At 68.5% G+C, this 21,003-nt stretch carries 19 protein-coding genes; 11 read left to right on the top strand and 8 right to left on the bottom strand.

Features of this window, described 5'->3' with window-relative positions:
* The first annotated feature begins 16 nt into the window (after positions 1–16).
* Positions 17–697 (top strand): substrate-binding domain-containing protein, encoded by a 681-nt coding sequence (locus ACFWCK_RS02130; protein WP_378804310.1) that lies wholly within the window; start codon positions 17–19, stop codon positions 695–697.
* 384 nt (positions 698–1,081) lie between these two features.
* Here the strand turns inward: ACFWCK_RS02130 and ACFWCK_RS02125 are convergent, their stop codons facing one another.
* Positions 1,082–1,984, bottom strand: coding sequence for a LysR family transcriptional regulator (locus ACFWCK_RS02125; protein WP_378804309.1), 903 nt, complete (start codon positions 1,982–1,984; stop codon positions 1,082–1,084).
* Between ACFWCK_RS02125 and ACFWCK_RS02120 the strand changes: the two genes are divergently transcribed.
* The 4 genes from ACFWCK_RS02120 (at position 1,964) to ACFWCK_RS02105 (ending at position 6,228) form a co-directional block, all read left to right on the top strand.
* On the top strand, positions 1,964–3,670 hold the full coding sequence (locus ACFWCK_RS02120; RefSeq protein ID WP_378804308.1) for a CocE/NonD family hydrolase: 1,707 nt from the start codon (positions 1,964–1,966) through the stop codon (positions 3,668–3,670). The genes ACFWCK_RS02125 and ACFWCK_RS02120 overlap by 21 nt on opposite strands.
* A gap of 100 nt (positions 3,671–3,770) precedes the next feature.
* Positions 3,771–4,940 carry a CaiB/BaiF CoA transferase family protein gene (locus ACFWCK_RS02115; RefSeq protein WP_378804307.1) on the top strand — a complete coding sequence of 390 codons (1,170 nt, stop codon included), beginning with the start codon at positions 3,771–3,773 and terminating at the stop codon, positions 4,938–4,940.
* Positions 4,937–5,422: a MaoC family dehydratase gene (locus tag ACFWCK_RS02110; RefSeq protein WP_378804306.1), complete on the top strand. Its 486-nt coding sequence runs from the start codon at positions 4,937–4,939 to the stop codon at positions 5,420–5,422. Before ACFWCK_RS02115 ends, ACFWCK_RS02110 begins: the two co-directional genes overlap by 4 nt.
* Positions 5,419–6,228, top strand: coding sequence for an HpcH/HpaI aldolase/citrate lyase family protein (locus tag ACFWCK_RS02105; protein ID WP_378804305.1), 810 nt, complete (start codon positions 5,419–5,421; stop codon positions 6,226–6,228). Before ACFWCK_RS02110 ends, ACFWCK_RS02105 begins: the two co-directional genes overlap by 4 nt.
* On the opposite strand, the gene ACFWCK_RS02100 is transcribed toward ACFWCK_RS02105, so the two are convergent.
* From ACFWCK_RS02100 to ACFWCK_RS02080, 5 genes are all read right to left on the bottom strand, one after another.
* Positions 6,200–6,997 (bottom strand): IclR family transcriptional regulator, encoded by a 798-nt coding sequence (locus ACFWCK_RS02100; protein ID WP_378804304.1) that lies wholly within the window; start codon positions 6,995–6,997, stop codon positions 6,200–6,202. The genes ACFWCK_RS02105 and ACFWCK_RS02100 overlap by 29 nt on opposite strands.
* Complete coding sequence (locus ACFWCK_RS02095) at positions 6,994–7,395, bottom strand: cupin domain-containing protein (protein WP_378804303.1); 402 nt, start codon at positions 7,393–7,395, stop codon at positions 6,994–6,996. Before ACFWCK_RS02095 ends, ACFWCK_RS02100 begins: the two co-directional genes overlap by 4 nt.
* An 860-nt stretch (positions 7,396–8,255) precedes the next feature.
* On the bottom strand, positions 8,256–10,832 hold the full coding sequence (locus ACFWCK_RS02090; protein WP_378804302.1) for a PEP/pyruvate-binding domain-containing protein: 2,577 nt from the start codon (positions 10,830–10,832) through the stop codon (positions 8,256–8,258).
* 84 nt (positions 10,833–10,916) lie between these two features.
* Entirely contained in the window at positions 10,917–11,747 is an 831-nt protein-coding gene (locus ACFWCK_RS02085) for a class I SAM-dependent methyltransferase (protein ID WP_378804301.1), read from the bottom strand.
* A 115-nt stretch (positions 11,748–11,862) separates the two neighbouring features.
* The gene (locus tag ACFWCK_RS02080) at positions 11,863–13,086 is read right to left on the bottom strand and encodes a DNA polymerase domain-containing protein (protein ID WP_378804300.1); all 1,224 of its coding nucleotides are present in this window, start codon (positions 13,084–13,086) and stop codon (positions 11,863–11,865) included.
* A gap of 134 nt (positions 13,087–13,220) precedes the next feature.
* On the opposite strand from ACFWCK_RS02080, the gene ACFWCK_RS02075 reads away from it, so the two are divergent.
* Complete coding sequence (locus tag ACFWCK_RS02075; RefSeq protein WP_378804299.1) at positions 13,221–14,108, top strand: alpha/beta hydrolase; 888 nt, start codon at positions 13,221–13,223, stop codon at positions 14,106–14,108.
* A gap of 54 nt (positions 14,109–14,162) precedes the next feature.
* Here the strand turns inward: ACFWCK_RS02075 and ACFWCK_RS02070 are convergent, their stop codons facing one another.
* Positions 14,163–14,342, bottom strand: a complete 180-nt coding sequence (locus ACFWCK_RS02070; RefSeq protein WP_378804298.1) for a hypothetical protein — start codon at positions 14,340–14,342, stop codon at positions 14,163–14,165.
* Between the two features lie 234 nt (positions 14,343–14,576).
* Here ACFWCK_RS02070 and ACFWCK_RS02065 point away from each other — a divergent pair, with 234 nt between their 5' ends.
* Entirely contained in the window at positions 14,577–15,218 is a 642-nt protein-coding gene (locus ACFWCK_RS02065) for an MIP/aquaporin family protein (protein WP_378804297.1), read from the top strand.
* A gap of 78 nt (positions 15,219–15,296) precedes the next feature.
* Here the strand turns inward: ACFWCK_RS02065 and ACFWCK_RS02060 are convergent, their stop codons facing one another.
* Positions 15,297–15,968: a TetR/AcrR family transcriptional regulator gene (locus ACFWCK_RS02060; RefSeq protein WP_378804296.1), complete on the bottom strand. Its 672-nt coding sequence runs from the start codon at positions 15,966–15,968 to the stop codon at positions 15,297–15,299.
* A 143-nt stretch (positions 15,969–16,111) separates the two neighbouring features.
* Between ACFWCK_RS02060 and ACFWCK_RS02055 the strand changes: the two genes are divergently transcribed.
* Genes ACFWCK_RS02055 through paaZ form a run of 4 tightly spaced genes read left to right on the top strand, consistent with a single transcriptional unit; the run spans position 16,112 to position 20,991 of the window.
* Entirely contained in the window at positions 16,112–17,299 is a 1,188-nt protein-coding gene (locus ACFWCK_RS02055; protein ID WP_378804295.1) for a thiolase family protein, read from the top strand.
* The gene (locus ACFWCK_RS02050; protein ID WP_378804294.1) at positions 17,299–18,054 is read left to right on the top strand and encodes an enoyl-CoA hydratase/isomerase family protein; all 756 of its coding nucleotides are present in this window, start codon (positions 17,299–17,301) and stop codon (positions 18,052–18,054) included. Before ACFWCK_RS02055 ends, ACFWCK_RS02050 begins: the two co-directional genes overlap by 1 nt.
* On the top strand, positions 18,051–18,935 hold the full coding sequence (locus ACFWCK_RS02045; protein WP_378804293.1) for a 3-hydroxyacyl-CoA dehydrogenase family protein: 885 nt from the start codon (positions 18,051–18,053) through the stop codon (positions 18,933–18,935). The genes ACFWCK_RS02050 and ACFWCK_RS02045 overlap by 4 nt, the downstream gene beginning before the upstream one ends.
* 1 nt (position 18,936) lies before the next feature.
* Entirely contained in the window at positions 18,937–20,991 is a 2,055-nt protein-coding gene (paaZ, locus tag ACFWCK_RS02040) for a phenylacetic acid degradation bifunctional protein PaaZ (protein ID WP_378804292.1), read from the top strand.
* Positions 20,992–21,003 lie beyond the last annotated feature (12 nt).

Genomic DNA, 21,003 nt, shown 5'->3' with positions numbered 1-21,003 from the left:
AGCGCCACGACGCACGATGCATCTGTTCAGCGCGCTCGCTGTTCAGCGGGCGCTTGAAGAAGTGATCCCTGTCTTCGAGACGGAACACAACGTCGAGGTTATTGCGACGTTTGAGCCGACCGCCGTACTCGAATCGAAGCTGCGCTCAGGTGAGGGTGCCGACGCCGTCATCGGCATTCGAAGCACGCTCGAGGCGCTCGGAAAAGACGATCTGCTGGTCTCCCAATCGGTGGCGGCGCTCGTCCGCTCTGGCATCGGAGTGGCCGTTCCCGCCGGGGCATCACATCCGAACATTGGCGATACCCGGGGGCTGACCAACGCGCTCACCCGCGCCCGGGCGGTTGCCTACTCTCGCAAAGGAGCTAGCGGGATCTACTTTGCGGGTCTGCTCAAGAAACTCGGCATCGCCGATGAGGTCAACGCGCGCGCCGTCATCCCGGAGAGGGGTTTCGTGGCGGAAGCGCTTCTCGACGGACGCGCGGATATCGCGATCCAGCAGCTAAGCGAGCTCGCGTCTGTGACCGGTATCGAGACGGTCGGGCCCCTGCCCGACGGGGCTCAGCAGTATCTGGAACTTGCAGTGGGGCTGAGTGTCGGTGGGAACGCAGCGCAGTTCGACGCTTTCCGGGCGTACCTGTTCTCGCCCAGGGTCTTCGAGGCGTTCCGTCGATCCGGGCTGGAACCTGTCACAACATGAGCGAAGCCCGGGGAGCCGATCCGGGAGGCACGTCGCTTTCGCTGGAGGAACGTGCTCGATGAGTTCTCGTGAACGATCGACGAGGATCCCCTCGTGGACAAGGTCTACGCAACGGGCGATCGCTGATGCGTTCGAGGCTGGAGACGCGACGTTGGCCTCCGAGCGGCTGCGGCAGCATCTTGTGAGCGCGCATCGACGGATGTTGGCGGACCACGAGTCGCTGTCAGGGTGAGGCGGGCGGCTCCCCGCCTCAATCGGCGACGGGTGTCGCACCAGATCCTCTCCGGTGACGGGGCCGAATCTGAGGGTGCGTGACCGGACGGTTCCTGCGCCATCAATTCGCCGGGGTGGTGAGGGAGCTCGCGGCAAGCGGTTCTGACCTTTTCAGGGGCGGTTCGAGGCGCTTGCGTGCGTAATCTCAGCAACGAAGCTCCGCGCAACGGCTGATGGTTTTGGTGACTGCGCGGTGACCACGGCCAATTGGCGAGAGATTTCGGGGCCGTCTAGCGGTACGAAGTTGACATGTTGGGACGGGTGCAGGAGGGGCTTGCTCGATTCCGGGAAGGCAGTGACGCCAAGGCCCGCAGACACCATCGCGATCACGGCGATCGTTGCATCGGCGGTAATCGAGGTGCGCGGGGTCGCGCCGGCGCGGCGGAATCCGTCATCCGTCAGGCGCCGGACGCTCGTGCCTTCTGCCAGCTGAATGAACGGATGCTCGGCAATGTCGTGCCACGTCACTCGGTCGCGTCCGGCCAATGGGTGGTCCGAGCGGATCGCCGCGCGAAGCGGATCTTTCGCGAGCGGCGTTGCTGAGAGCCCCGTGATGTCGGTCGGCCACTCGGTGACGGCGACGTCTGCGTCACCAGCCCGAACACTGTCGAGGATTCGGGTCGCCGAACCCGTGGAGAGATGAAGCTGCACGGCAGGGTGCGCCGTGAGGAATCCGGCGAGGACCGGCGTCAACCAGCCTCCTGCCAACACGGGGAGGGCGGCGACGCGAAGCGATCCTTGATCGGCGCTCTGAAATGCCGTGAATCGTTTCAAGCCAGCCGCGTACCCCTCAAGGATCTCCACGGCGACTGCTACGAACTCCGCCCCGTCCGCGGTGAGTTCTACGCGGCGAGTAGTGCGGTGGAACAGGGCTGTACCGACTGTTGCTTCGACGGTCTGAATCGTGCGTGACACGGCTGGCTGAGTAATGCGAAGGTCTCTGGCCGCGTCGCTGAAGGATGCACACCGTGCGACCGTCACGACCACCCGAAGATGTTCGATCGGGATATTCATTCCGCCAGCGTATCAATCTACAAGGATGAGGCATTTCCGTTGATCAGTGCTTGCGGGCAAGGTGGAGCATGGGTCTCCGCGGGACGCGGCGGATCACTCGACACGAAAGGTCTGCGATTGCTTCAGGAACTCACCGACGCTGAGCTGGAGCTCATCCGGGTCGATATTGGCGCCCTTGGCCCCGACCGGGTCGGGCGTGAGTATGTGGCTGTCACAGCGGCAGACGGGGCAGTGCTCCATGGAACGTTGACTCGCCCCCAGGAGGTGAATCCTCGACCAGTGATCGTGATCCGAACGCCGTACGGGCGCTCGGAGCTGGACGGTGCTGCTGCCTACCTCTCGTCTCGCGGCTACGCGGTCCTGGTCCAGGACACGCGATCGGCCACGTCGTACTTCTCTGAGGCGGGAGACGGCCGCTCCACCGCGGACTGGGCAACCTCGCAATCGTGGTGCGATGGCACCCTGCTGCTGGCGGGGTTCAGTTACCTTGGCTTTACCGCTTGGGCGACCGCATCTACCCGCCCGCCTGCACTGCGGGCGATGAGCATCGCTGAATACAGCACGGACCGGGTCTCGGCTTGGTACCCGGGCGGTGCGCTCACGCTCGACCTGGCACTGTCGTGGTCCCTGCAGAATGAAGCGAATAGCTCTGAACCACATCCACCAGCAGACGCGTTCGACGTCCTGCCTTTGGGCGATGCGGGTGAAGCAGCGGCAGGCGGACCGTTGCCATTCTTTCGAGAACGGCTGATGCATGGCGCCGATTCGTCGCATTGGGCGCCGCTCGACTACTCCTCGACCGCTGAGGACGCAGGCATCCCCGTGCTGCTCTTCGACGGCTGGTACGACTATCAGCGGATCCCGCTCTTCCAGGATTTTGAACGCCTCGGGCGGATGGGCGCGCCACGACGACTCGTGTTCGGGCCGTGGACCCACAACCCGATCGAGATGACTCGCTACCTCGACGAAACGCTGACCTGGTTCGATCTGCACGCGAAGGGTATGGGGACTGCCCCTGCGGAGGCTTCCTTGTACGACACCGGTGCGAGAGGCTGGGTGGAGTTTGATCGGTGGCCGGCGAACCCGCCTCAACAGGTGTTCCACGCCACTCCGAACCGTCTGCTGAGCGTCGAGCCAGTTGAGGGCTCAACGTTCATCGGGTGGGCCTACGATCCTGACGATCCGACTCCCGCTGTCGGCCTGACGGCGTTCGGTGGTCTGGAGGTCGGGGGCCCGCAGGACAACCGGACCCTCCTCGACCGGTCGGACACCGTGGTGTTCACCGCCGATCCCCTCGCCGAGGATCTCGACGCCGTCGGACGAGTCAGGGTGCGCTCGACGGTGCGCTCCGACGCGCCGAGCACGGACTTTTTCGTGCGTCTTCTCGATGTCACGGCAGATGGCGTTGCCGCCAACGTGTGCGACGCCATCTGCCGAGTGACCGATCCTCAACTGAGCAGCTCGAACGGCGTGGTTGTCGAGCTGGATCTCGGGCCGATCGCGCATCGGTTCCTTGCGGGGCATCGTCCAGCGGTGCTAGTGGCAAGTGGCGCGTACCCGTACTACGACCGAAATCTGGGGTTCGGCGATCCTCTGCTCACCGCCGTACGCAGGCGCATCGCTCACCCGTCCGTCTGCATCGGCGGCACCGATGGGCTCTCCATCACCCTCACGCTTCGCCAGTGAGAGAACTCCCGACGACTCCGCAGTTAGTGATGCTGAATGGTTATCAATTCACAAGAGATTGGCATTTCCGGTTATCAGTGTGACCGACCAGGCTGGGAATATGCATACCCCAGCAGCGCCTGAGCGGGGACCGCTCGAGGGCCTCCGCGTACTCGACATCACCAGCACGATGTCCGGGCCATTCTGCACCTTGCTTCTCGCTCAACTGGGCGCGTCCATCGACAAGATCGAGCCGCCTACAGGCGATGTCCTGCGGAACGTGCCGGGCGGCGTCAGCCCCGGGATGTCCCCTCTCTTCCTCGCATTCAACGCAGGCAAGCGCTCCGTGCGGCTCGATCTGCGTGACTCGGGCGATCGCGAAGTGCTTCGGCGATCGTTCGCGAGCTACGACGTGATCGTTCACAACATGCGGGGTAAAGCAGCGCGACGTCTCGGGCTGACGGCCGGATCGCTCGTAGAGGCAGGCTCGCAGGCGATCTTGTGTGAGATCGTCGGGTACGGGCCTGGGCCTTTCGAGGACCACCCTGCGTACGACGACACAATTCAAGCGGCGTCCGGACTCGCCTGGGTGCAGGGAAACGGCGACCGCCCCGAATACGTGCGTACGGCGATAGCGGACAAGACAGCAGGCCTGTATGCGGCACTGGCGGTCTGCGCCGAGCTCGCAGGCAGAGGCAGAGGGCGGAGGGCTCGGGCCGTCAAGATTCCGATGCTGGAGACGCTTGCGGCATTCACCACGGTCGAACAGCTCGGCGGTGCGACCTTCGATCCGCCGCGCGGCCCCGCCCTGTACCCGCGGACTGCTTCCCGCGATCGTCGGCCGTATCCGACTGCAGACGGCTACCTCAGCGTGATGGTCTACACCGACCGCCACTGGCACTCCTTTCTGATGGAGATCGGACGGCCGGACCTCATCGAGGACGAGCGCTTCGCGCACATCGATGGGCGCACTCGGCACGTTGACGAGGTGTATTCGTTCTTGGCTCAAGAAATGACCCGGCGAACGACTGCTCAGTGGATGACTGCCCTCACGGACATCGACGTTCCGCATGCGCGGCTCAATCCGATCCCCGATCTCTTCGATGACGAGCACCTCCGTGCCGTCGCGCTGTTCGCCCCACGGGAACACCCGACGGAAGGCGTACTGCGCATCTCGCGGCCGCCGTTCCTCTTCGACGACACACCTGTGCCGGACGTCGAGTTCGCCGAGCCCCTCGGGCGCTCAACGCGCGACTTCTTCGCAGAGCACCGAGCGGACCTCGTGCCATGACTTCTGAGCTGCGGGTCATCCAGCGGGGGCTCTTTTTCGAAGAGTTCATCGTCGGAGCCACCTATGTTCACGCGCCGGGGCGAACCGTCACCGACGCGGACAATGTCCTTTTCACGACGCTCACGATGAACACGCAGTCCCTGCATCTCGACGAAGCGTGGTCGCGCAGGAGCGAGTTCGGGGGACGACTCGTGAACAGCATGTTCACGCTCTCGACCTTGGTGGGGCTGTCCGTTGCCCAGCTGACACAAGGAACGATCGTCGCCAACCTTGGGCTCACGGACGTTGCGTTTCCTGCGCCGGTTCGAGTCGGTGACACTCTGTACGCAGAGTCAGTCGTCGCAGACAAGCGATTGTCGCGCTCGCGTCCCGAGCAGGGGATCGTCGTACTCGGCCATACGATGCGAAACCAGGAGGGCGCCGTGGTGGCGACCGCGAGCCGCTCCACGCTTGTTCTTCGACACCCGGAGGAGTCTCGTTGATCGGTCCCGCACTCCTGTTCTGTCCAGCGAACAGGCCAGATCGCTTCGAGAAGGCTCTGAGAGCCGCTGACTCGGTCATCCTCGACCTCGAGGACGCCGTCGCACCTGAGGAAAAAGCGGAGGCTCGCGCAGCCGTCGCGGCTTCACACCTTGATCCACGTCGTGTGATCGTGCGCGTGAATCCAGTTGACTCGGAGGATCATGAACGAGACGTCGCCGTTCTAAGGCGAACGCCGTATCGGACGGTGATGCTTGCGAAGACTGAGTCGCCTTCTGAATGCGACACGCTTCATGCCCTCGGTTGCCGGGTCGTCGCACTGTGCGAGACGCCGAGGGGCGTGCGGAACGCCTGGACGATCGCCGAGCATCCCGCGGTAACCGCGCTCATGTGGGGTGCGGAGGACCTCGTGGCCGGCCTGGGCGGGCGCTCCAGCCGTCGGGCGAACGGCGACTATCGCGAGGTTGCTCGGTTCGCTCGGGCGCAGGTGCTGATCGCGGCGCGAGCAGCCGGTCGGACTGCGATCGACGCGGTGCATCTCGACATCAGCGATCTTGACGGACTGGAATCAGAGGCCGAAGACGCCGCTGCGAGTGGGTTCGCTGCGACGGCCTGTATCCACCCGACTCACGTGGCCGTGATCAGAGCGGCCTACTCGCCGAGTCTGAAGGAGATTGCGTGGGCCCAATCGGTGCTCGCAGCCGAGGAGTTCTCGGCGGGTGTCTTCCGTCTTGATGGACGCATGATTGACGAGCCGATTCTTCGCCAGGCGCGGGCGATCATGGAGCGGCGAGAGATGCTCCCGTGATCGTCTCGGCCAGAGCGTCCGCCGCGCGCATGACCAGGCGACTGAGGCGCCCCTCGTCGGCAGCTTCGAATCTCTGACGCGGGAGGATGATGCCGATGCTGCTAGAGACGTCTTCGCCGATGCGAAGTGGTGCGGCGATACCCACGGCCCCAAGGTTCACTTCGTCGTCGCTGATTGCGTAGCCGCGCTGTCGGACGGCCTCGAGCGTACGGTCGAGACGGCTGGCGTTGCTGGGTGTGCGCGGCGTGAGCGGGGGCAAGCCACGGGCGATCATGCGGTCTGCGTCGACACGCGGACGGAAAGCGAGGATCGCGTGCGACGACGCCCCGGCATGTGCGGGGAGCCAAGTCAGCAGCTGGGGGACGAAGCGGATGCTGAAGTCGCTGGCGACGCTGTCGAGGAACATCCGCTCGCCGCGGGCGGGATCGAACACCGTGAGGACTGCCGTCTCGCCAGTTTCCTTCTGAAGGCGCTCGAGGAATGGGCGGGCCTCGGCATACGGTCGCCGTGACTGAGCGAGTGCGCCCAATCGGAAGAACTCCCAGCCGAGTTGCCATGCGCCGGAAGGAGACCTGGCGACAAGGCCGCTGCCTTCTGCCGCATCCAGGGTGCGCTGAATCGATGACGGCGGGACACCAAGTCGCTGCGCCAACCCGCGGACTCCCATCCCGCCTGACGGGTCCGCTGCCAGCACATCGAGTAGCCGCGTGAGGGCGGCGATGGGGTCGCGCTGTCGAGCGGGTCCGGCAACGTGGTCGTTCGTTGTCACAGGGATCCGGGTTCGAAGCGGATCGTCTTGCGGGGGTCTTCGCCATAGGGCGGGCTGTAGATGACCAGAAGCGATGCAGCCTCGGTGCCCGTCACTGTGAACACGTGGGGCACATCGGCGGGAAAGAAGCATGCCTCTCCGGCGACCATGTCGAAGCGATCGTCACCGACCTCGACGGTGGCTGTGCCACTCAGTAGATAACAGGCCTGCTCCATACCTGGATGGGCGTGCGGCAGGGCCTTGCCGTCAGGCTCCAGCGAGCCGAGGAGTACCTCCATGCGCTGTGCGCCGACATTCTCGGCTCCGATCAGGCGCCGATTGACGGTCCCGAGGTGATTCGCTGGCGAGAAGCCGGGTACGTCCGCGGGGCGAACATGGAAGCGCGACAGTTCAGACATCAAGGCCATCCGTTCGAGTCCGTCAAGCAAGCAAGCAAGCAAGCAAGACAAGGCAGCGTGCGCTTCTAGCATACCCTCGTACGCTAGTAGCGTGAATTGACCTATTACTAGTCACGCCGTCGAGTGACACGCCGCGAACCATCGGATCTCCTTCGTCTTCTGACCGACACGATCCCAGAGACCACGGGTCTATCCGCCAAGGTCAAGATCCTTTTGATGGAGAACGGTCGGATGCACCATGCAGTCGCCGTACGACGGTGTGGTCCCTTCACCATTTCCGTTGAACGACGCTCGCGATTCCGGACATGCGTCGGAAGGTTCGGAAGGATCGGCGCGGTAGCTGCCTGATTGGGGCTTCTCGGGCGTTGTTCCTGTGAGTCCGTGCGCTGTGGGGCGGTGTGCGGGTAGCCGTCGGTCGCTAGAAGTTCGGCGTCTTCCGTGGACGGTCGGGGGCCTGTTCCGCCGCCAGTTATGGAGCGCGCGAAAGTGTCTCCCAACTACCGCAGGCGAGAGGAGTGGACTCCTCGTCGAGGAAGTCTTGTCCGCCGTCGCCCCAGCACTGGATTCGTGGTGACCTTTCGGCACTGGCGTCCGATACTCCACACATACTCACCGAGTATCCCGTCGAGATCAGCCCGGTTGACGCGAGGTTGGGCGTAGTATTGAAGGTGCAAAGTGACAAGGAACACCAGGTCAGACGCGGTAAGTCGAGATGTATCGGGTGACATGGATCACTCGACCTCCAATCGTGAGGTCGCGGGTTCAAGCCCCGCTCCTGCTACAGAATGAGACCCCCGGATTTCCGGGGGTTTTCTCGTATCCAGCGTCACGGCCCGGCTGCGCCTGGATGGCCGATCGCGCTAACGGGAGACCACGCCGGCCGCGCCGTCGACGGTCACCTCATCCCCGGTCGAGATCAGTTCGGTCGCGCGGGCGACGCCGACGACCGCGGGGATGCCGTACTCACGCGCGACGACCGCGCCGTGGCTGTTCGCACCGCCCATCTCCATGACCAGGCCGCCGGCCGTGAGGAACAGCGGTGTCCACCCGGGGTCGGTCGACGGCGCGATGAGGATCTCTCCCGGCTGCAGCTCGGCGCCGACCGGATCCACGATGACGCGGGCAATCCCCGTGACCGTTCCTGCCGATGCGGGTGTGCCGCGCAGTGCGCCCTCCGCGACCGTTGCGGCGGTGCCGACCGCTTCGGGCTCCGTTCCATCCGACAGCAGCACGCGCGGCACGTGCCTGCGCTCCAGTTCGGTGTCGTACCTGGCGCGACGCTCGTAGATCACGGTGCGCAGATCGTCGCCTGCGGCGACGCGCTTCGTCTCCTCGAAATCGAGGAAGAACACGTCCTGAGCGTCCGCGAGCGCACCCGTCGCCGCGAGCTCGCGCCCGATCCCGAGCATCGTCTCGCGCGCTGCCCGCAGCGCCAGGATCACCAGATACTTCGGTGCTTCCCGCATCCCCACGAGTGCCCGTGCCCGCCGCAGGCAGCCACGCGCGACGCGGGCGCGAATCCGCCGGTGCTGGCGCGCACGACGGTACAGCGTGTCGATCATGGCTGTGGCCTCGGCCGCGCCCTCGGCGAAGTGCTGGGCCGGGGTGTCCGCGTCCGGACCGAGGCGGAGATAGCCGGACAGCACGCCGAACAGGTGCGCGGGATCGTCAGCCCAACGCGGCATCCCCAGATCGATCTCGGCGACCGCGCGATGACCGTAACGATCGAGGAAGGCGGTCATCGCGTGCTGCAGCACGGGCGGCAGCACGCCGTCGCGGAAGTCGTCGGCGAGTTCTCGCGCGGAACGGGTCTGCAGGGCGACGGCCGAGTCGGCGTCGGCACGCGCGTGCACGGCGAGTTCCCACAGGTCGAGATCCATCTGCGTCGTCACGTTGTCCGGTGCACTGCGCAGCACCGCCTGAATGTCGCCGGGCAGGATCGCCGGGCCCAGCAGGCGCTGTGCGAGGCCCAGCATCGCGAAGCCCGCGGCGGCGCCGGGAAGACTGCGCGGTGCGTAGGGCATCGCCCGGAAGATGAGGTCGACGACGCCGTCGGTACGGTCCACAATCGTGCCCGATGGGGCGTCGAACGCGCGCACCTCGGCCTCGAGACGGCGCACGCGACGCTGCGCCGCGCGCGGTTCGGCGAGCGCCTGTGCGACCACGAACGGAGCGTGGATGCGGGCGGCGGCATGGAGGAAGGCGCGCAGGAAGCGCCGGCGTGATCCGGGGACGACGGCGAATCGCGGGTCCTCGAACAGGCCGCGCAGCACGACCGCAGACCGCGCCTCCATGACGTCGAGGGCCCGCGGGAAGATCGCGCGTCCCGCCGCGGAGCGGACGATCGGGGTCGCGTCGACGAACAGACGATCTCCGCCCACGGCGAGACCTCCGGGGCCGTCGGCGATCCGTGCCGGACGGCGGCCGATGAGGTCCAGGAAGCCGGCACCGATCACGCGGAACGCCGCGATCCCCATCGGCGTGATCGGCCGGTGCAGTCCTTGGGCGAGGCTGATGCAGAAGAACGCGCGGATCTCATCCGGCGCCTTGGGCGCATCGCGCACCGGAACCGGAAACAGGGTCGTGATCGGCCGCGACTGGGTGAGCCACAACTTGCCGTCGCCGTCCATGGCCCACTCGATGTCCTGCGGGGCGTCGAACGCGCGCTCGACGCGATCGCCGAGGGACGCGAGCGCCAAGACCTGCGCGTCTGTCACGCTCACGACATCGCCGCTGCCGCGCCGGCGGTCGAGGATACGGCCGGTCGCGGTGTCGATCACGAAGTGATCCGGATCCACGGATCCCGAGACGACCGACTCGCCGAGCCCGCGCGCCGCATCGAGCACCGCCTGGCGCCGCCGGCCCGTCACGGGGTCCGCGGTGAACAGCACCCCGGCGGACTCGGCGTCGACCATCGTCTGCACCACGACAGCGAGGGCGACGCCCGCGCCATCGATGTCGTGCGCCTTGCGGTACGCCACGGCGCGGTCGGTCCACAGCGATGCCCAGCAGCGCTGTACGGCGCTGAGCGTGTCGTGGATGCCCGTGACGCCGAGGTAGGTGTCCTGCTGGCCGGCGAAGCTCGCGCCGGGGAGGTCTTCGGCGGTGGCGGACGAGCGCACCGCGACAGGCCCGGTGCCCAGCCGCGAGTACGCCGCGCGGACGGCGCTCTCCACTTCCGCCGGGAACGGTGCCGCCATGACGGCGGCGCGTGCGGCCGAGGCGTCGGTCATCGTCCCGTCCTCCACGACAGTGCCGTGCACCGCGCGGCGATACGCCTCGGTGGTGATGCAGAACCCCGAGGGCACGTCGAAGCCTGCGCGGACGAGTTCACCGAGATTGGCAGCCTTGCCGCCCACCGCAACGAGGTCGGCGGCCGAGAGCTGCGCGAGATCGAGGATGAGAGTTTCGCCCGGCTGGGTTTCGTCGCGGTCCACCGGCGATCCTTCCACTAATTCATCAAGTGAGGAATTAATTGAAGGATCGCACCTCGTGGGCTGGACCGCAAGGATCGCGCACGATCAGCGATGCGCGGTGACCACGAACGCGCGGATCGGCGTGCGGATCGGGCCCGTGCCGAATCGCCGCTCGAGAAGCTCGGTCGTCATCGCCTCGATGCGGTCGCGCACCTCGTCGCCCAGCGGCTCGAGGTCCGCCCGCATCGGCGTGCCCCGCGGGATCGCGGCGGCCGCTGCTGCCGCCGACTCCGCCGCCCCGATCAACTCGACCGCCTCCACCGCATCGACGATGAGACCGCCCGCCTCGGCATCCCGGCGGATGGTCTCAGGGACGTGGTAGCCGTGCGCGACGCGGGTGATCACATTCGGCGGCGCGTCAGGGAGCACCCGGCGGTAGGCCTCGTCGACCGCGAGGGCGACGGCGTTGGAGTCGATCGAGTCCCAGGCGGAGAACAGGTATGTGCCGCCGGGGCGCAGCACCCGTCGCACCTGAGAGTGCGCATTCGGCCGATCCGGGAAGAACATGATGCCGAACTGGCAAACGACGAGGTCGAAGGCCTCATCGTCGAAGGGCAGTGCCTGGGCGTCGGCGGGCTGCCAGGCCACCGCGGGGGCGCCCGCGGGGCGAGGCGCGCCGCGGGCCTCGGCGACGGCGAGCATGCCGGCGTTGAGATCGGTGGCGACCAGCGTGCTTTCCGCCGGTAGCGCGGTCGCGAGGCCCCGCGTCACGGCGCCGGTTCCCGCGGCGAGCTCGAGCACTGCGGCCGGAGCGCGCGCCACCGCCCGGGCGACCATGTCGTCGGCATAGGGCTGGAACATCAGGGGCACCATGAGCTGCTCGTAGGCGTCGGGGACCCCGCCCCGGAACAGCTTCGCGGCCGCATCGTCGGGCATCTCCGCCCCTTCCTCTGCGCACCGTTCTACGCCGGTTCGTGCGACGCTGTCCAGCACGCTGAAGGGCGCGGAGGGTGCGGTCAGGGCCCCGGAACGGCGAAGACGGCCGCGCCCGTCAGCCCGGCCAGCTCTTCCCGGCCCAGGGGTCGTAGTCGGCGAGCAGCGGTCCCTGTGCCGGGCGCTGGTCCTCGGGCACGTGCTGCAGGTTGACGCGCACGCGGTACCAGAGCGAGCTCGACCCGCGCATCCCGTCGACGAGGACGTCGGCCGGATGCAGCAGCGCCGCGACGGATGGATGCGTCCCACTCCACTGTTCGAGCGCCGCGAGCGCCTCCGGCTTCGTCTTCGTCCGCGCGATCTCGATGAGCGGCATCGTCGAGGCGCGGCGGCCGGATCCGTCGGATCCGCGCGGTGGCTTCTCGGCCGGGCCCAGCTGTTCGGCCAGGGCGAGCAGCGCCGACAGCGACCCCGCTGCGTCGTCGATGCCCCGATGCGGGTCGCCGATCTCGGCGAAGCGGGTGCGCACGGTCGGCACCGTGAACTCGTCGGGGCGGCGCAGGCGCACCTCGTCCCAGGCGAGCGGTGTCGACACGCGGGCGTCCGGCAGCGGTCGGATCGAGTACGCGGAGGCGACGGTGCGGTCCTTCGCGTTCTGGTTGAAGTCGACGAACACGCTCTCGCCGCGTTCCTCCTTCCACCAGCGCGCGGTCGCGAGCCCGGGCGCCCTGGCCTCCACCTCGCGTGCCAGCGCCTCGGCGGCGAGGCGCACGGCGGCGAAATCCCATTCGGGTCGGATCCGGACCAGGATGTGCATGCCGCGGGATCCGCTGGTCTTCGGCCAGCCGACCAGGCCGCAGTCATCGAGCACCTCGCGCACGACGAAGGCCGTGTCGACGATCTGCGACCATTCGACGCCGGGCATCGGATCCAGATCCACCCGCAGTTCGTCGGGGTGCTCGAGGTCGGCGGCGCGCACGGCGTGCGGGTTGAGATCGAGGCACCCGAGGTTGACGATCCAGGCGAGCCCCGCGGCATCGGTGAGGACCGCCTCCTCGGCGGAGTTGCCGGACGCGTAGCGCAGCACCGCCGTGCCGATGTAGCCGGGATGCTCGGGGACCCGCTTCTGGAAGAACGGCTCGGCGTCGATGCCCTTCACGAACCGCTTCAGCACCATGGGGCGCCCGCCGGCTCCGCGCAGCGCGCCGTCCGCCACCGCGAGGTAGTACTCGACGAGGTCGAGCTTGGTCAGTCCCGCCCGCGGGAAGACGATCTTGTCGGGGTGGGACACGCGCACCTCGGCGCCGTCGATCTCGAGGAAGGTCTCGGCTCTGCCTGCCATGGATCCACGTTAGATCGTGAGAGCCGCCGCGGCGAGGGGACCGGCGATACGTGCGCGGCGATGTGCTCTTGCGGATCTCCTCGCCGCACCGTAATCTACAACCAATCAGTTGTATTTAGTCTGGAGGAGACAGCATGTCGGACAGCAGTGCAGCACGGACCGTCGTCACCCGGACGGTCGGCGAGGGCGATGACGCGATCACGTACGACATCCATGGCGATCTCGCCACGGCGACCGTCGAACGGCCGGCGCTGTTCCTGTTCGGCGCGCCGATGGACGCGACCGGATTCCAGATCCTCGCCTCGCACTTCGACGACCGCCCCGTGATCACCTACGACCCGCGCGGCGCCGGGCGCAACCCGGTCGGCACCTCGGACATCACGGTGCAGCGGCACGCCGCCGACCTGCATCGCGTGATCGACGCGCTGCGCGTCGGCCCGGTCGACGCGTTCGGCAGCAGTGGAGGCGGCGTGAACCTGCTCGCCCTGCTCGCCCTGAACCCCGACGATGTCCGCGTCGCCGTCGTGCACGAGCCTCCCGTGGCCGACTTCCTGCCCGACCGCGACGCGGTGCTCGCGGTGACGGCCGACATGAAGCGCACCTTCGCAGCGGAGGGGAGCGGTCCGGCGCTGGCGAAGTTCATCCAGTTCGTGATGCTCGACGGCGCTGTACCCGATGGCTACCTCGACGGCCCTGCGCCCGACCCTTCGATGTTCGGACTGCCGACGGAGGACGACGGCAGCCGGACGGATCCGCTCTTCCGCAATATGCCGGCGACGCTCGCCTACCTCCCGGAGATCGCCGCGCTGCAGGATCTCGGTGAGCGCCTCGTGATCGCCTTCGGCGTCGAGTCCGGCGAGACGATGCCCGCCCGCGCGGCGCGGTCGGTCGCGGCGGCACTCGGGATCGAGGCGACCGCCTTCCCGAGCAACCACGGTGGTTTCACCGAGCAGCCGGGGTACCCCAGCGACCCGGCGGGGATCGCCGCCCGTCTGCGCGAGGTGCTGGACGCGCGAGGCTGATGGTGTCGAACGGTGCGCGATCGCGGAGGCCCGCGGTCGCGCACCGTTTCCGCGTCAGGAGGCCTGCGGCAGGATCCGCAGCGCGACGAGCATCTTGGTGAGTGCGCCCTCGCGGCGGGCCGGGATGTGGAAGTCGGGGTCGACGTCGATGAGCGGGTAGATCGCCGCGCGTCGTGCGACGTCGCCCTGGCGCTCGGGGCGGTGGTTCTGCGTGTCGGGGGTCTGGGGCATCATCGCCTCTTCTCTCGCTCTGTATTCCGAATAGTGGAATTGATCTATCGAATAATGAAAGAATAGGATGATCCGGCTCGAGGGTCAAGAGTTTTCCTCCTGGATCCGACCGATTGTTGCGTCGGTTCCCAGCCGATTGACAGGAACCCGGTATTCTGGCTCGGCAATCCGGGGTGCGCCGGCCGGCGTGCGGGAGATTCCGCCCTCACCCTCGACCTGACAGAAAAGGCATTCGAAATGACTGGTACTGCTGGAAAGGCGCTCGCTGAGGCGATCTCGACGTTCCTCTTCGTGTTCAGCATCATCGGCGCGGTCAACAGCAAGAGCCCGCTGACGCCGCTGGCGATCGGCCTCGCGCTGACTGTTCTCGTCTACGCCGCGGGTCACATCTCCGGCGCCCACCTCAACCCCGCCGTGTCGTTCGGCGCTCTCATCCGCGGCGCCATCGGCGTCGCGGACTTCGTCGCGTACATCGTCGCCCAGTTCGTCGGCGGCGCGCTCGCTGCTCTGGCGAGCTTCGCGGTCTGGCCGCACGCCGACAAGGCGACCGAGATCCAGGTCGGCCCGGCCTTCCTGGTCGAGGCGCTGTTCACCCTCGCCCTGGTCTGGGTCGTGCTGAACGTCGCCACCTCGAAGGACAACGACAACAACTCCTTCTACGGCCTGGCCATCGGTGGCACGGTCTTCGTCGGCGCCGTCTCGGTCGGCGGCATCTCGGGCGGCGGCTTCAACCCGGCCGTCGCGCTCGGCCTCTCCATCAGCGGCCAGTTCGCCTGGAGCAACCTGTGGCTGTACATCGTGGCGCCGCTGGTCGGCGCCGCGATCGCCGCGGTCCTGTTCCGCGTGCTCAGCAGCAACGACAAGAAGGCCGCTGCCTGACACGCGCCCTTCCGGAACGCCCCGTGCTCGGTCGAGCGCGGGGCGTTCTGCTGTCCGGGGCCGGTGTGCGGGTCGCCGTCAGCGCGCGCGGAGGCCGTCGAAGATCACGCGGGTGACGTCGTCGACGAGTTCTTCGGGGGTGAGCGGCGTGTGCGCGGGGCGGTACCACTCGATGATCGAGTTGATCATCCCGAACATGAGCCGGGTCGTCACCGAGGGGCGGATGTCGCGACGCAGCGCCCCCTCCTGCTGCGCCTGTCCGACGAGGTGCGCGACGCGCTGATCGAAGATGCGGCGGCGCTCGAGAGCGGCCCGCTCGATCTCGCTGTTGCCGTGCACGCGCAGCAGAAGCGTCACCTGCGGCAGCCTGCTGGTGAGCACGCGCACAGCGCCCGCGATCACCGTCACCAGCCGCGTCGCGGCCGTGCCCTCGTCGGCCAGGGCTCCGTCGAGTACCGACTCCAGCCCCCCGAGCGCGTCGTCGAGGGCGATCTCGAGGATCTGCTCCTTCGAGGTGAAGTGGTGGTACAGCGCGGCCTTGCTGAGCCCGAGCGCGGTCGCCAGTGACGACACGCTCGTGGCGTCGTACCCCTGCTCGTTGAAGAGGCGCACGGCGATCTCGAGCACCTGTGCGCGGTCGTAGCCGGGGCGTCCGCGACGCGCGCGGGGGGCGGCGTGCTCGGCGAGGGCGCCGTCGGACGCGTCGGCGACGCCCGATTCCTCGGCGGCGTGCGCGGATCCGGTGCTCATTCGCATCATTCTCCCTCATCGGCCTCGCCGGCGGACTTGCCCGCCCGGGATCCGTCTGCCATCCTTTTACTGAACGATCGGTCGGGAAACAGTTCGGATCCCGACCGACGCACCCTGTCGACGACGACCCCGGGAGGACGAGCATGTCGGAGGCCTACCTCATCGGCGGTGCGCGCACGCCGGTCGGACGCTATGGCGGCGTTCTCGCCGGTGTTCGCCCCGACGACCTGGCCGCGCTCGTGATCCGCGAGGCCGCGCAGCGCGCCGGCGTTCCTGACGACGCCTTCGACGAGGTGATCCTCGGATCCGCGAACCAGGCGGGGGAGGACAACCGCAACGTCGCGCGCATGGCGGTGCTGCTCGCCGGCCTGCCCGACGCGCTGCCGGCCTTCACGGTGAACCGGCTCTGCGCCTCCGGGATGACGGCCGTCGCGCTGGCCGCGCAGGCGATCCGCGCGGGCGACGCAGACGTGATGATCGCCGGCGGCGTGGAGTCGATGACGCGCGCCCCCTGGGTGCAGTCCAAGCCGGAGCGAGCATGGGCGAAGCCCGGCGAGGCCTTCGACACCTCGATCGGCTGGCGATTCACGAACCCGCGCCTGGCCGCACGCGACAAGGCCACGTTCTCCATGCCCGAGACCGCGGAGGAGGTCGCGCGCCTCGACGGCATCACCCGGGAGGATGCGGACGCCTTCGCCTTGCGCAGCCACCAGCGCGCGATCGCCGCGATCGACGCCGGCCGCCTCGCCCCCGAGATCGTGGCGGTGCCCACGCCGCGCGGCGGACTCGTCGACACCGACGAGGGCCCGCGCCGGGACACCACGCTCGAGGTGCTCGCGGGGCTGCGGCCCGTGGTCGCCGGCGGCAGCGTGGTGACCGCGGGCAACGCCTCCTCGCTCAACGACGGCGCCTCCGCGATCGTCGTCGCCGGATCCGCCGCGGTGGATCGGCACGGTCTCACGCCGAGGGCGCGCATCGTGGCCTCGGCGTCGGCCGCGCTCGCCCCGGAGATCATGGGGCTGGGGCCGGTCCCCGCGACCGAGAAGGCGCTGGCGAAGGCGGGGCTCACCGCGGCGGACCTCGGTGCGGTCGAGCTCAACGAGGCGTTCGCCACGCAGTCGCTCGCCTCGATGCGCCGGCTCGGGCTCGACCCCGAGATCGTGAACGCGGACGGCGGCGCCATCGCACTCGGCCACCCGCTGGGATCCAGCGGCAGCCGGATCCTGATCACCCTGCTCGGCCGGATGGAACGCGAGGGTGCCCGGTACGGCCTGGCGACGATGTGCGTCGGCGTCGGTCAGGGCACGGCGATGATCGTGGAGCGCGTGTGATGACCGACGCACCGACGGGTCGGCGCCTGCGCATCGAGCGCTCCGAGAGCCGCGTCACGGCGACCCTGGACCGGCCCGAGACCCGCAACGCGATCGATCAGGCCATGATCGACGAACTGCACGCCCTGTGCGCCGAGCTCGAGCAGGAGCCGCGGATCCTGATCCTCATCGGATCCGGTGGGGTCTTCGCCTCCGGGGCCGATATCGCCCAGCTGCGCGACCGCCGGGCGCAGGACGCGCGAGCCGGCATCAACACGACGGCATTCCAGCGCATCCGCCGGCTGCCGATGCCCGTGATCGCCGCGGTCGACGGCTATGCGCTGGGCGGCGGCGCGGAGCTCGCATACGCCGCGGACATCCGCCTCGGCACCCCGTCCACCCGCATCGGCAATCCGGAGACCGGGCTCGGCATCATCGCCGCAGCCGGGGCGACCTGGCGATTGCCGCAGATCGTCGGCGAGGCACGCGCCGCCGAACTGCTGTTCACCGGGCGTCAGCTCACGGCGGAAGAAGCGCTCGCCTGGGGCCTGCTGTCGTCGCTGCACGAGTCGGAGGATCTGCTCGTGGCGGCGCATGCGGTCGCCGACCGCATCGCTGCGAACGATCCGCTCGCCACGCGGCACACCAAGACGGCGCTCCTCGCCCCGCCCGACCGGCATCCGGAGATCGAGCTGGAGCTGCAGGCCGAGCTGTTCGAGAGCCCCGAGAAGCATCGGCGGATGACCGCCTTCCTGGAACGGAGGAACCGCCGATGAGCGGTCAGGAACTCCCCGCGCACGAGCTGGCGGCAGCACCCGAACGGGTCGGCGTGCTGGGCGGCGGACGGATGGGCGCCGGTATCGCGCACGCGTTCCTGCTCGCCGGATCCCAGGTCGTCGTGGTCGAGCGGGACGAGGCTGCGGCGGCCGCAGCGGGGGAGCGGGTCCGCACCAGCCTGCGGCGCTCCGTCGAGCGCGGCAGCACCGACCGCACGATCGCCGCGCTCGAGAGCGCGCTCGAGACGAGCACCGATGCTGCTGCGTTCGCCGATGCGGGACTCGTCATCGAGGCGGTGCCGGAGGACCGGCTGCTCAAGGTCGAGAGCCTGCGCCGGATCGAGGCGGTGGTCGAGCCGCGCACCGCGATCGCCTCCAACACGTCCTCGATCTCGATCGACGATCTCGGCGCGGAGCTCGCGCACCCCGAGCGCTTCCTGGGCCTGCACTTCTTCAACCCCGTGCCCGCCTCGGCGCTCGTCGAGGTGGTCGTCGGCGGCAGCACCGATCAGGAGCTCGTCGACGAGGCCCGCGGCTGGGTCGCGGCGCTCGACAAGACCGCGGTCGTCGTCGCGGATGCGCCCGGCTTCGCGTCGAGCCGACTCGGCGTGGCCCTCGCGCTGGAGGCGATCCGGATGCTCGAGGAGGGCGTGGCGACCGCCGCCGACATCGACGCGGCGATGGAGCTCGGCTACCGGCATCCCACCGGGCCGCTGCGCACCACCGACATCGTCGGGCTCGATGTGCGCCTCGGGATCGCCGAGGAGCTGGAGGCCGAGCTCGGCGCGCGGTTCGCGCCGCCGCAGCTGCTGCGCGACCTGGTCGCCGACGGACACCTGGGCCGCAAGACCGGCCGCGGGTTCTACGAATGGAGCGAATGACATGACCGAGCTGCTGCCCAGCTATCTGCAGGGAGCCTGGTGGACGTCCGACTCGGACAGAGGAACGATCGTCCGCGACGCGTCCACCGGCGCCGAGATCGTACGGGTCGACTCCGCGGGCATCGATCTCGCCGGTGCCGTGGACTACGCGCGCACGGTGGGGCAGCGGAACCTCGGCGCGCTCACCTTCCACCAGCGCGCGATGCTGCTCAAGCAGATGGCCGTGGTGCTCACGGAGCACAAGGAGGAGCTGTACGAGCTCTCCAAGCGCAGCGGATCCACGGTCCGCGACTCCTACGCGGACGTGGACGGCGGCATCGGCGTGCTGTTCACGTACTCGTCGAAGGGCCGCCGCGAGCTGCCGAACGCGACTGTCCTCCTGGACGGCCCGGTCGAGCCGCTCTCCAAGGACGGATCCTTCCTCGGCCGCCACGTCTACACGCGCCTGCCCGGCGTCGCCGTGCAGATCAACGCGTTCAACTTCCCGATGTGGGGTGCGCTGGAGAAGTTCGCCCCGGCGTTCCTCGCGGGCGTGCCCTCGATCGTGAAGCCTGCGACTCCCACGGGCTATGTCGCGGAGGCGTGGGTGCGGATCCTCGTCGATTCGGGACTGCTGCCGGACGGATCCCTGCAGCTGGTCAGCGGATCCCTCCCGGGGATCTTCGACCTGCTCCACCTCGGCGATCTCGTCGCGTTCACCGGCAGCGCCACGACCGCCGCGGGGCTGCGTGCCCAGACGGCCGATGGGGTGCGCTTCACGAGCGAGACCGACTCGATCAACGCCTCGGTGCTGGGCCCCGACGCCACTCCGGACACGCCGGAGTTCGACGCCTACGTGAAGCAGCTCATGATCGAGCTCACCACGAAGGCGGGGCAGAAGTGCACCGCGATCCGCCGTGCGATCGTGCCGGCGCCGCTCGTGGAGCCGCTCGTCGCCGCCCTGCAGGCGAAGATCGCCGAGCGCGTCGTGATCGGCGATCCGCACGCCGAGTCCGTCACGATGGGGCCGCTCGTCTCGACCTCGCAGCGCGACGAGGTGCTGCGCCAGGTCGCCGCGCTGCGCGAGGCCGGCGGCGAGCTGCTCCTCGGATCCGTCGACGCGCCGGACGTCGTCCGCGCCGACGGCACGACCGGCCCTGCTCCGGACGGCGCGTTCGTCGCGCCGATGCTCGTCGGCTTCGCGGACACGACGGAGCCCGCCGTGCACGAGATCGAGGCGTTCGGCCCGGTCTCGAGCGTGCTGGGGTACTCGACCGTCGCCGAGGCAGCCGAGCTCGTCGGGCGCGGTGGGGGATCGCTGGTGACGAGCGTCGCGACGAAGGACCCGGCGGTCGCGACCGAGCTGCTCACGCGCATCGCGGCGTACAACGGCCGCGTGCTGTTCCTGAACCGCGACGACGCGCGCACCTCGACCGGCCACGGCTCTCCGGTGCCGCACCTCGTGCACGGCGGCCCCGGGCGCGCCGGCGGCGGCGAAGAGCTCGGCGGGATGCGTGCGGTCATGCACTTCATGCAGCGCACCGCGATCCAGGGCACGCCGGAGATCCTCACCGCGATCACGGGCGTCTGGCACACCGGGGCCGGCACCGACCGCGCGGTGCACCCGTTCCGCAAGTCGCTGGCGGAGCTGCACCTCGGGGATCAGGTCGAATCGGGCCTGCGCGAGCTGTCGCTCGAGGATATCGAGGCGTTCGCGTACTCGACCGGCGACACCTTCTACGCGCACATGGACGAGGAGGCCGCCGAGGCGAACCCGTTCTTCGGTGGCAGGGTCGCGCACGGCTACCTCCTGGTGTCGTGGGCGGCCGGGTTGTTCGTCTCGCCCGAGCCGGGGCCCGTGCTCGCCAACTACGGGCTGGAGAACCTGCGCTTCGTGACCCCGGTGAAGCCGGGCGATGCGATCCGGGTCACCCTCACCGCGAAGCAGATCACCCCGCGCGAGACCGACGAGTACGGCGAGGTGCGCTGGGACGCGGTGATCCACAACCAGCGCGACGAGATCGTGGCGACCTACGACGTGCTGACGCTCGTGGAGAAGGCGCTCGCGCCCGCCTGATCCAGCCGCTCC

Source organism: Microbacterium sp. NPDC060117 (genome assembly GCF_042729315.1).
Classification (GTDB): Bacteria; Actinomycetota; Actinomycetes; order Actinomycetales; family Microbacteriaceae; genus Microbacterium.
Note: the sequence above shows the minus strand (reverse complement) of the source record. Positions and strands in the feature narration are given on the sequence as shown.

Excerpts from the sequence above, each read along its gene's own strand:
- ACFWCK_RS02130 (WP_378804310.1), top strand. The coding sequence starts at position 17 with ATGCATCTGTTCAGCGCGCTCGCTGTTCAGCGGGCGCTTGAAGAAGTG.
- ACFWCK_RS02120 (WP_378804308.1), top strand. The coding sequence starts at position 1,964 with ATGTTCGATCGGGATATTCATTCCGCCAGCGTATCAATCTACAAGGAT.
- ACFWCK_RS02125 (WP_378804309.1), bottom strand. The coding sequence starts at position 1,984 with ATGAATATCCCGATCGAACATCTTCGGGTGGTCGTGACGGTCGCACGG.
- ACFWCK_RS02115 (WP_378804307.1), top strand. The coding sequence starts at position 3,771 with ATGCATACCCCAGCAGCGCCTGAGCGGGGACCGCTCGAGGGCCTCCGC.
- ACFWCK_RS02110 (WP_378804306.1), top strand. The coding sequence starts at position 4,937 with ATGACTTCTGAGCTGCGGGTCATCCAGCGGGGGCTCTTTTTCGAAGAG.
- ACFWCK_RS02095 (WP_378804303.1), bottom strand. The coding sequence starts at position 7,395 with ATGTCTGAACTGTCGCGCTTCCATGTTCGCCCCGCGGACGTACCCGGC.
- ACFWCK_RS02085 (WP_378804301.1), bottom strand. The coding sequence starts at position 11,747 with ATGCCCGACGATGCGGCCGCGAAGCTGTTCCGGGGCGGGGTCCCCGAC.
- ACFWCK_RS02080 (WP_378804300.1), bottom strand. The coding sequence starts at position 13,086 with ATGGCAGGCAGAGCCGAGACCTTCCTCGAGATCGACGGCGCCGAGGTG.
- ACFWCK_RS02075 (WP_378804299.1), top strand. The coding sequence starts at position 13,221 with ATGTCGGACAGCAGTGCAGCACGGACCGTCGTCACCCGGACGGTCGGC.
- ACFWCK_RS02070 (WP_378804298.1), bottom strand. The coding sequence starts at position 14,342 with ATGATGCCCCAGACCCCCGACACGCAGAACCACCGCCCCGAGCGCCAG.
- ACFWCK_RS02065 (WP_378804297.1), top strand. The coding sequence starts at position 14,577 with ATGACTGGTACTGCTGGAAAGGCGCTCGCTGAGGCGATCTCGACGTTC.
- ACFWCK_RS02060 (WP_378804296.1), bottom strand. The coding sequence starts at position 15,968 with ATGAGCACCGGATCCGCGCACGCCGCCGAGGAATCGGGCGTCGCCGAC.
- ACFWCK_RS02055 (WP_378804295.1), top strand. The coding sequence starts at position 16,112 with ATGTCGGAGGCCTACCTCATCGGCGGTGCGCGCACGCCGGTCGGACGC.
- ACFWCK_RS02050 (WP_378804294.1), top strand. The coding sequence starts at position 17,299 with ATGACCGACGCACCGACGGGTCGGCGCCTGCGCATCGAGCGCTCCGAG.
- ACFWCK_RS02045 (WP_378804293.1), top strand. The coding sequence starts at position 18,051 with ATGAGCGGTCAGGAACTCCCCGCGCACGAGCTGGCGGCAGCACCCGAA.
- paaZ (WP_378804292.1), top strand. The coding sequence starts at position 18,937 with ATGACCGAGCTGCTGCCCAGCTATCTGCAGGGAGCCTGGTGGACGTCC.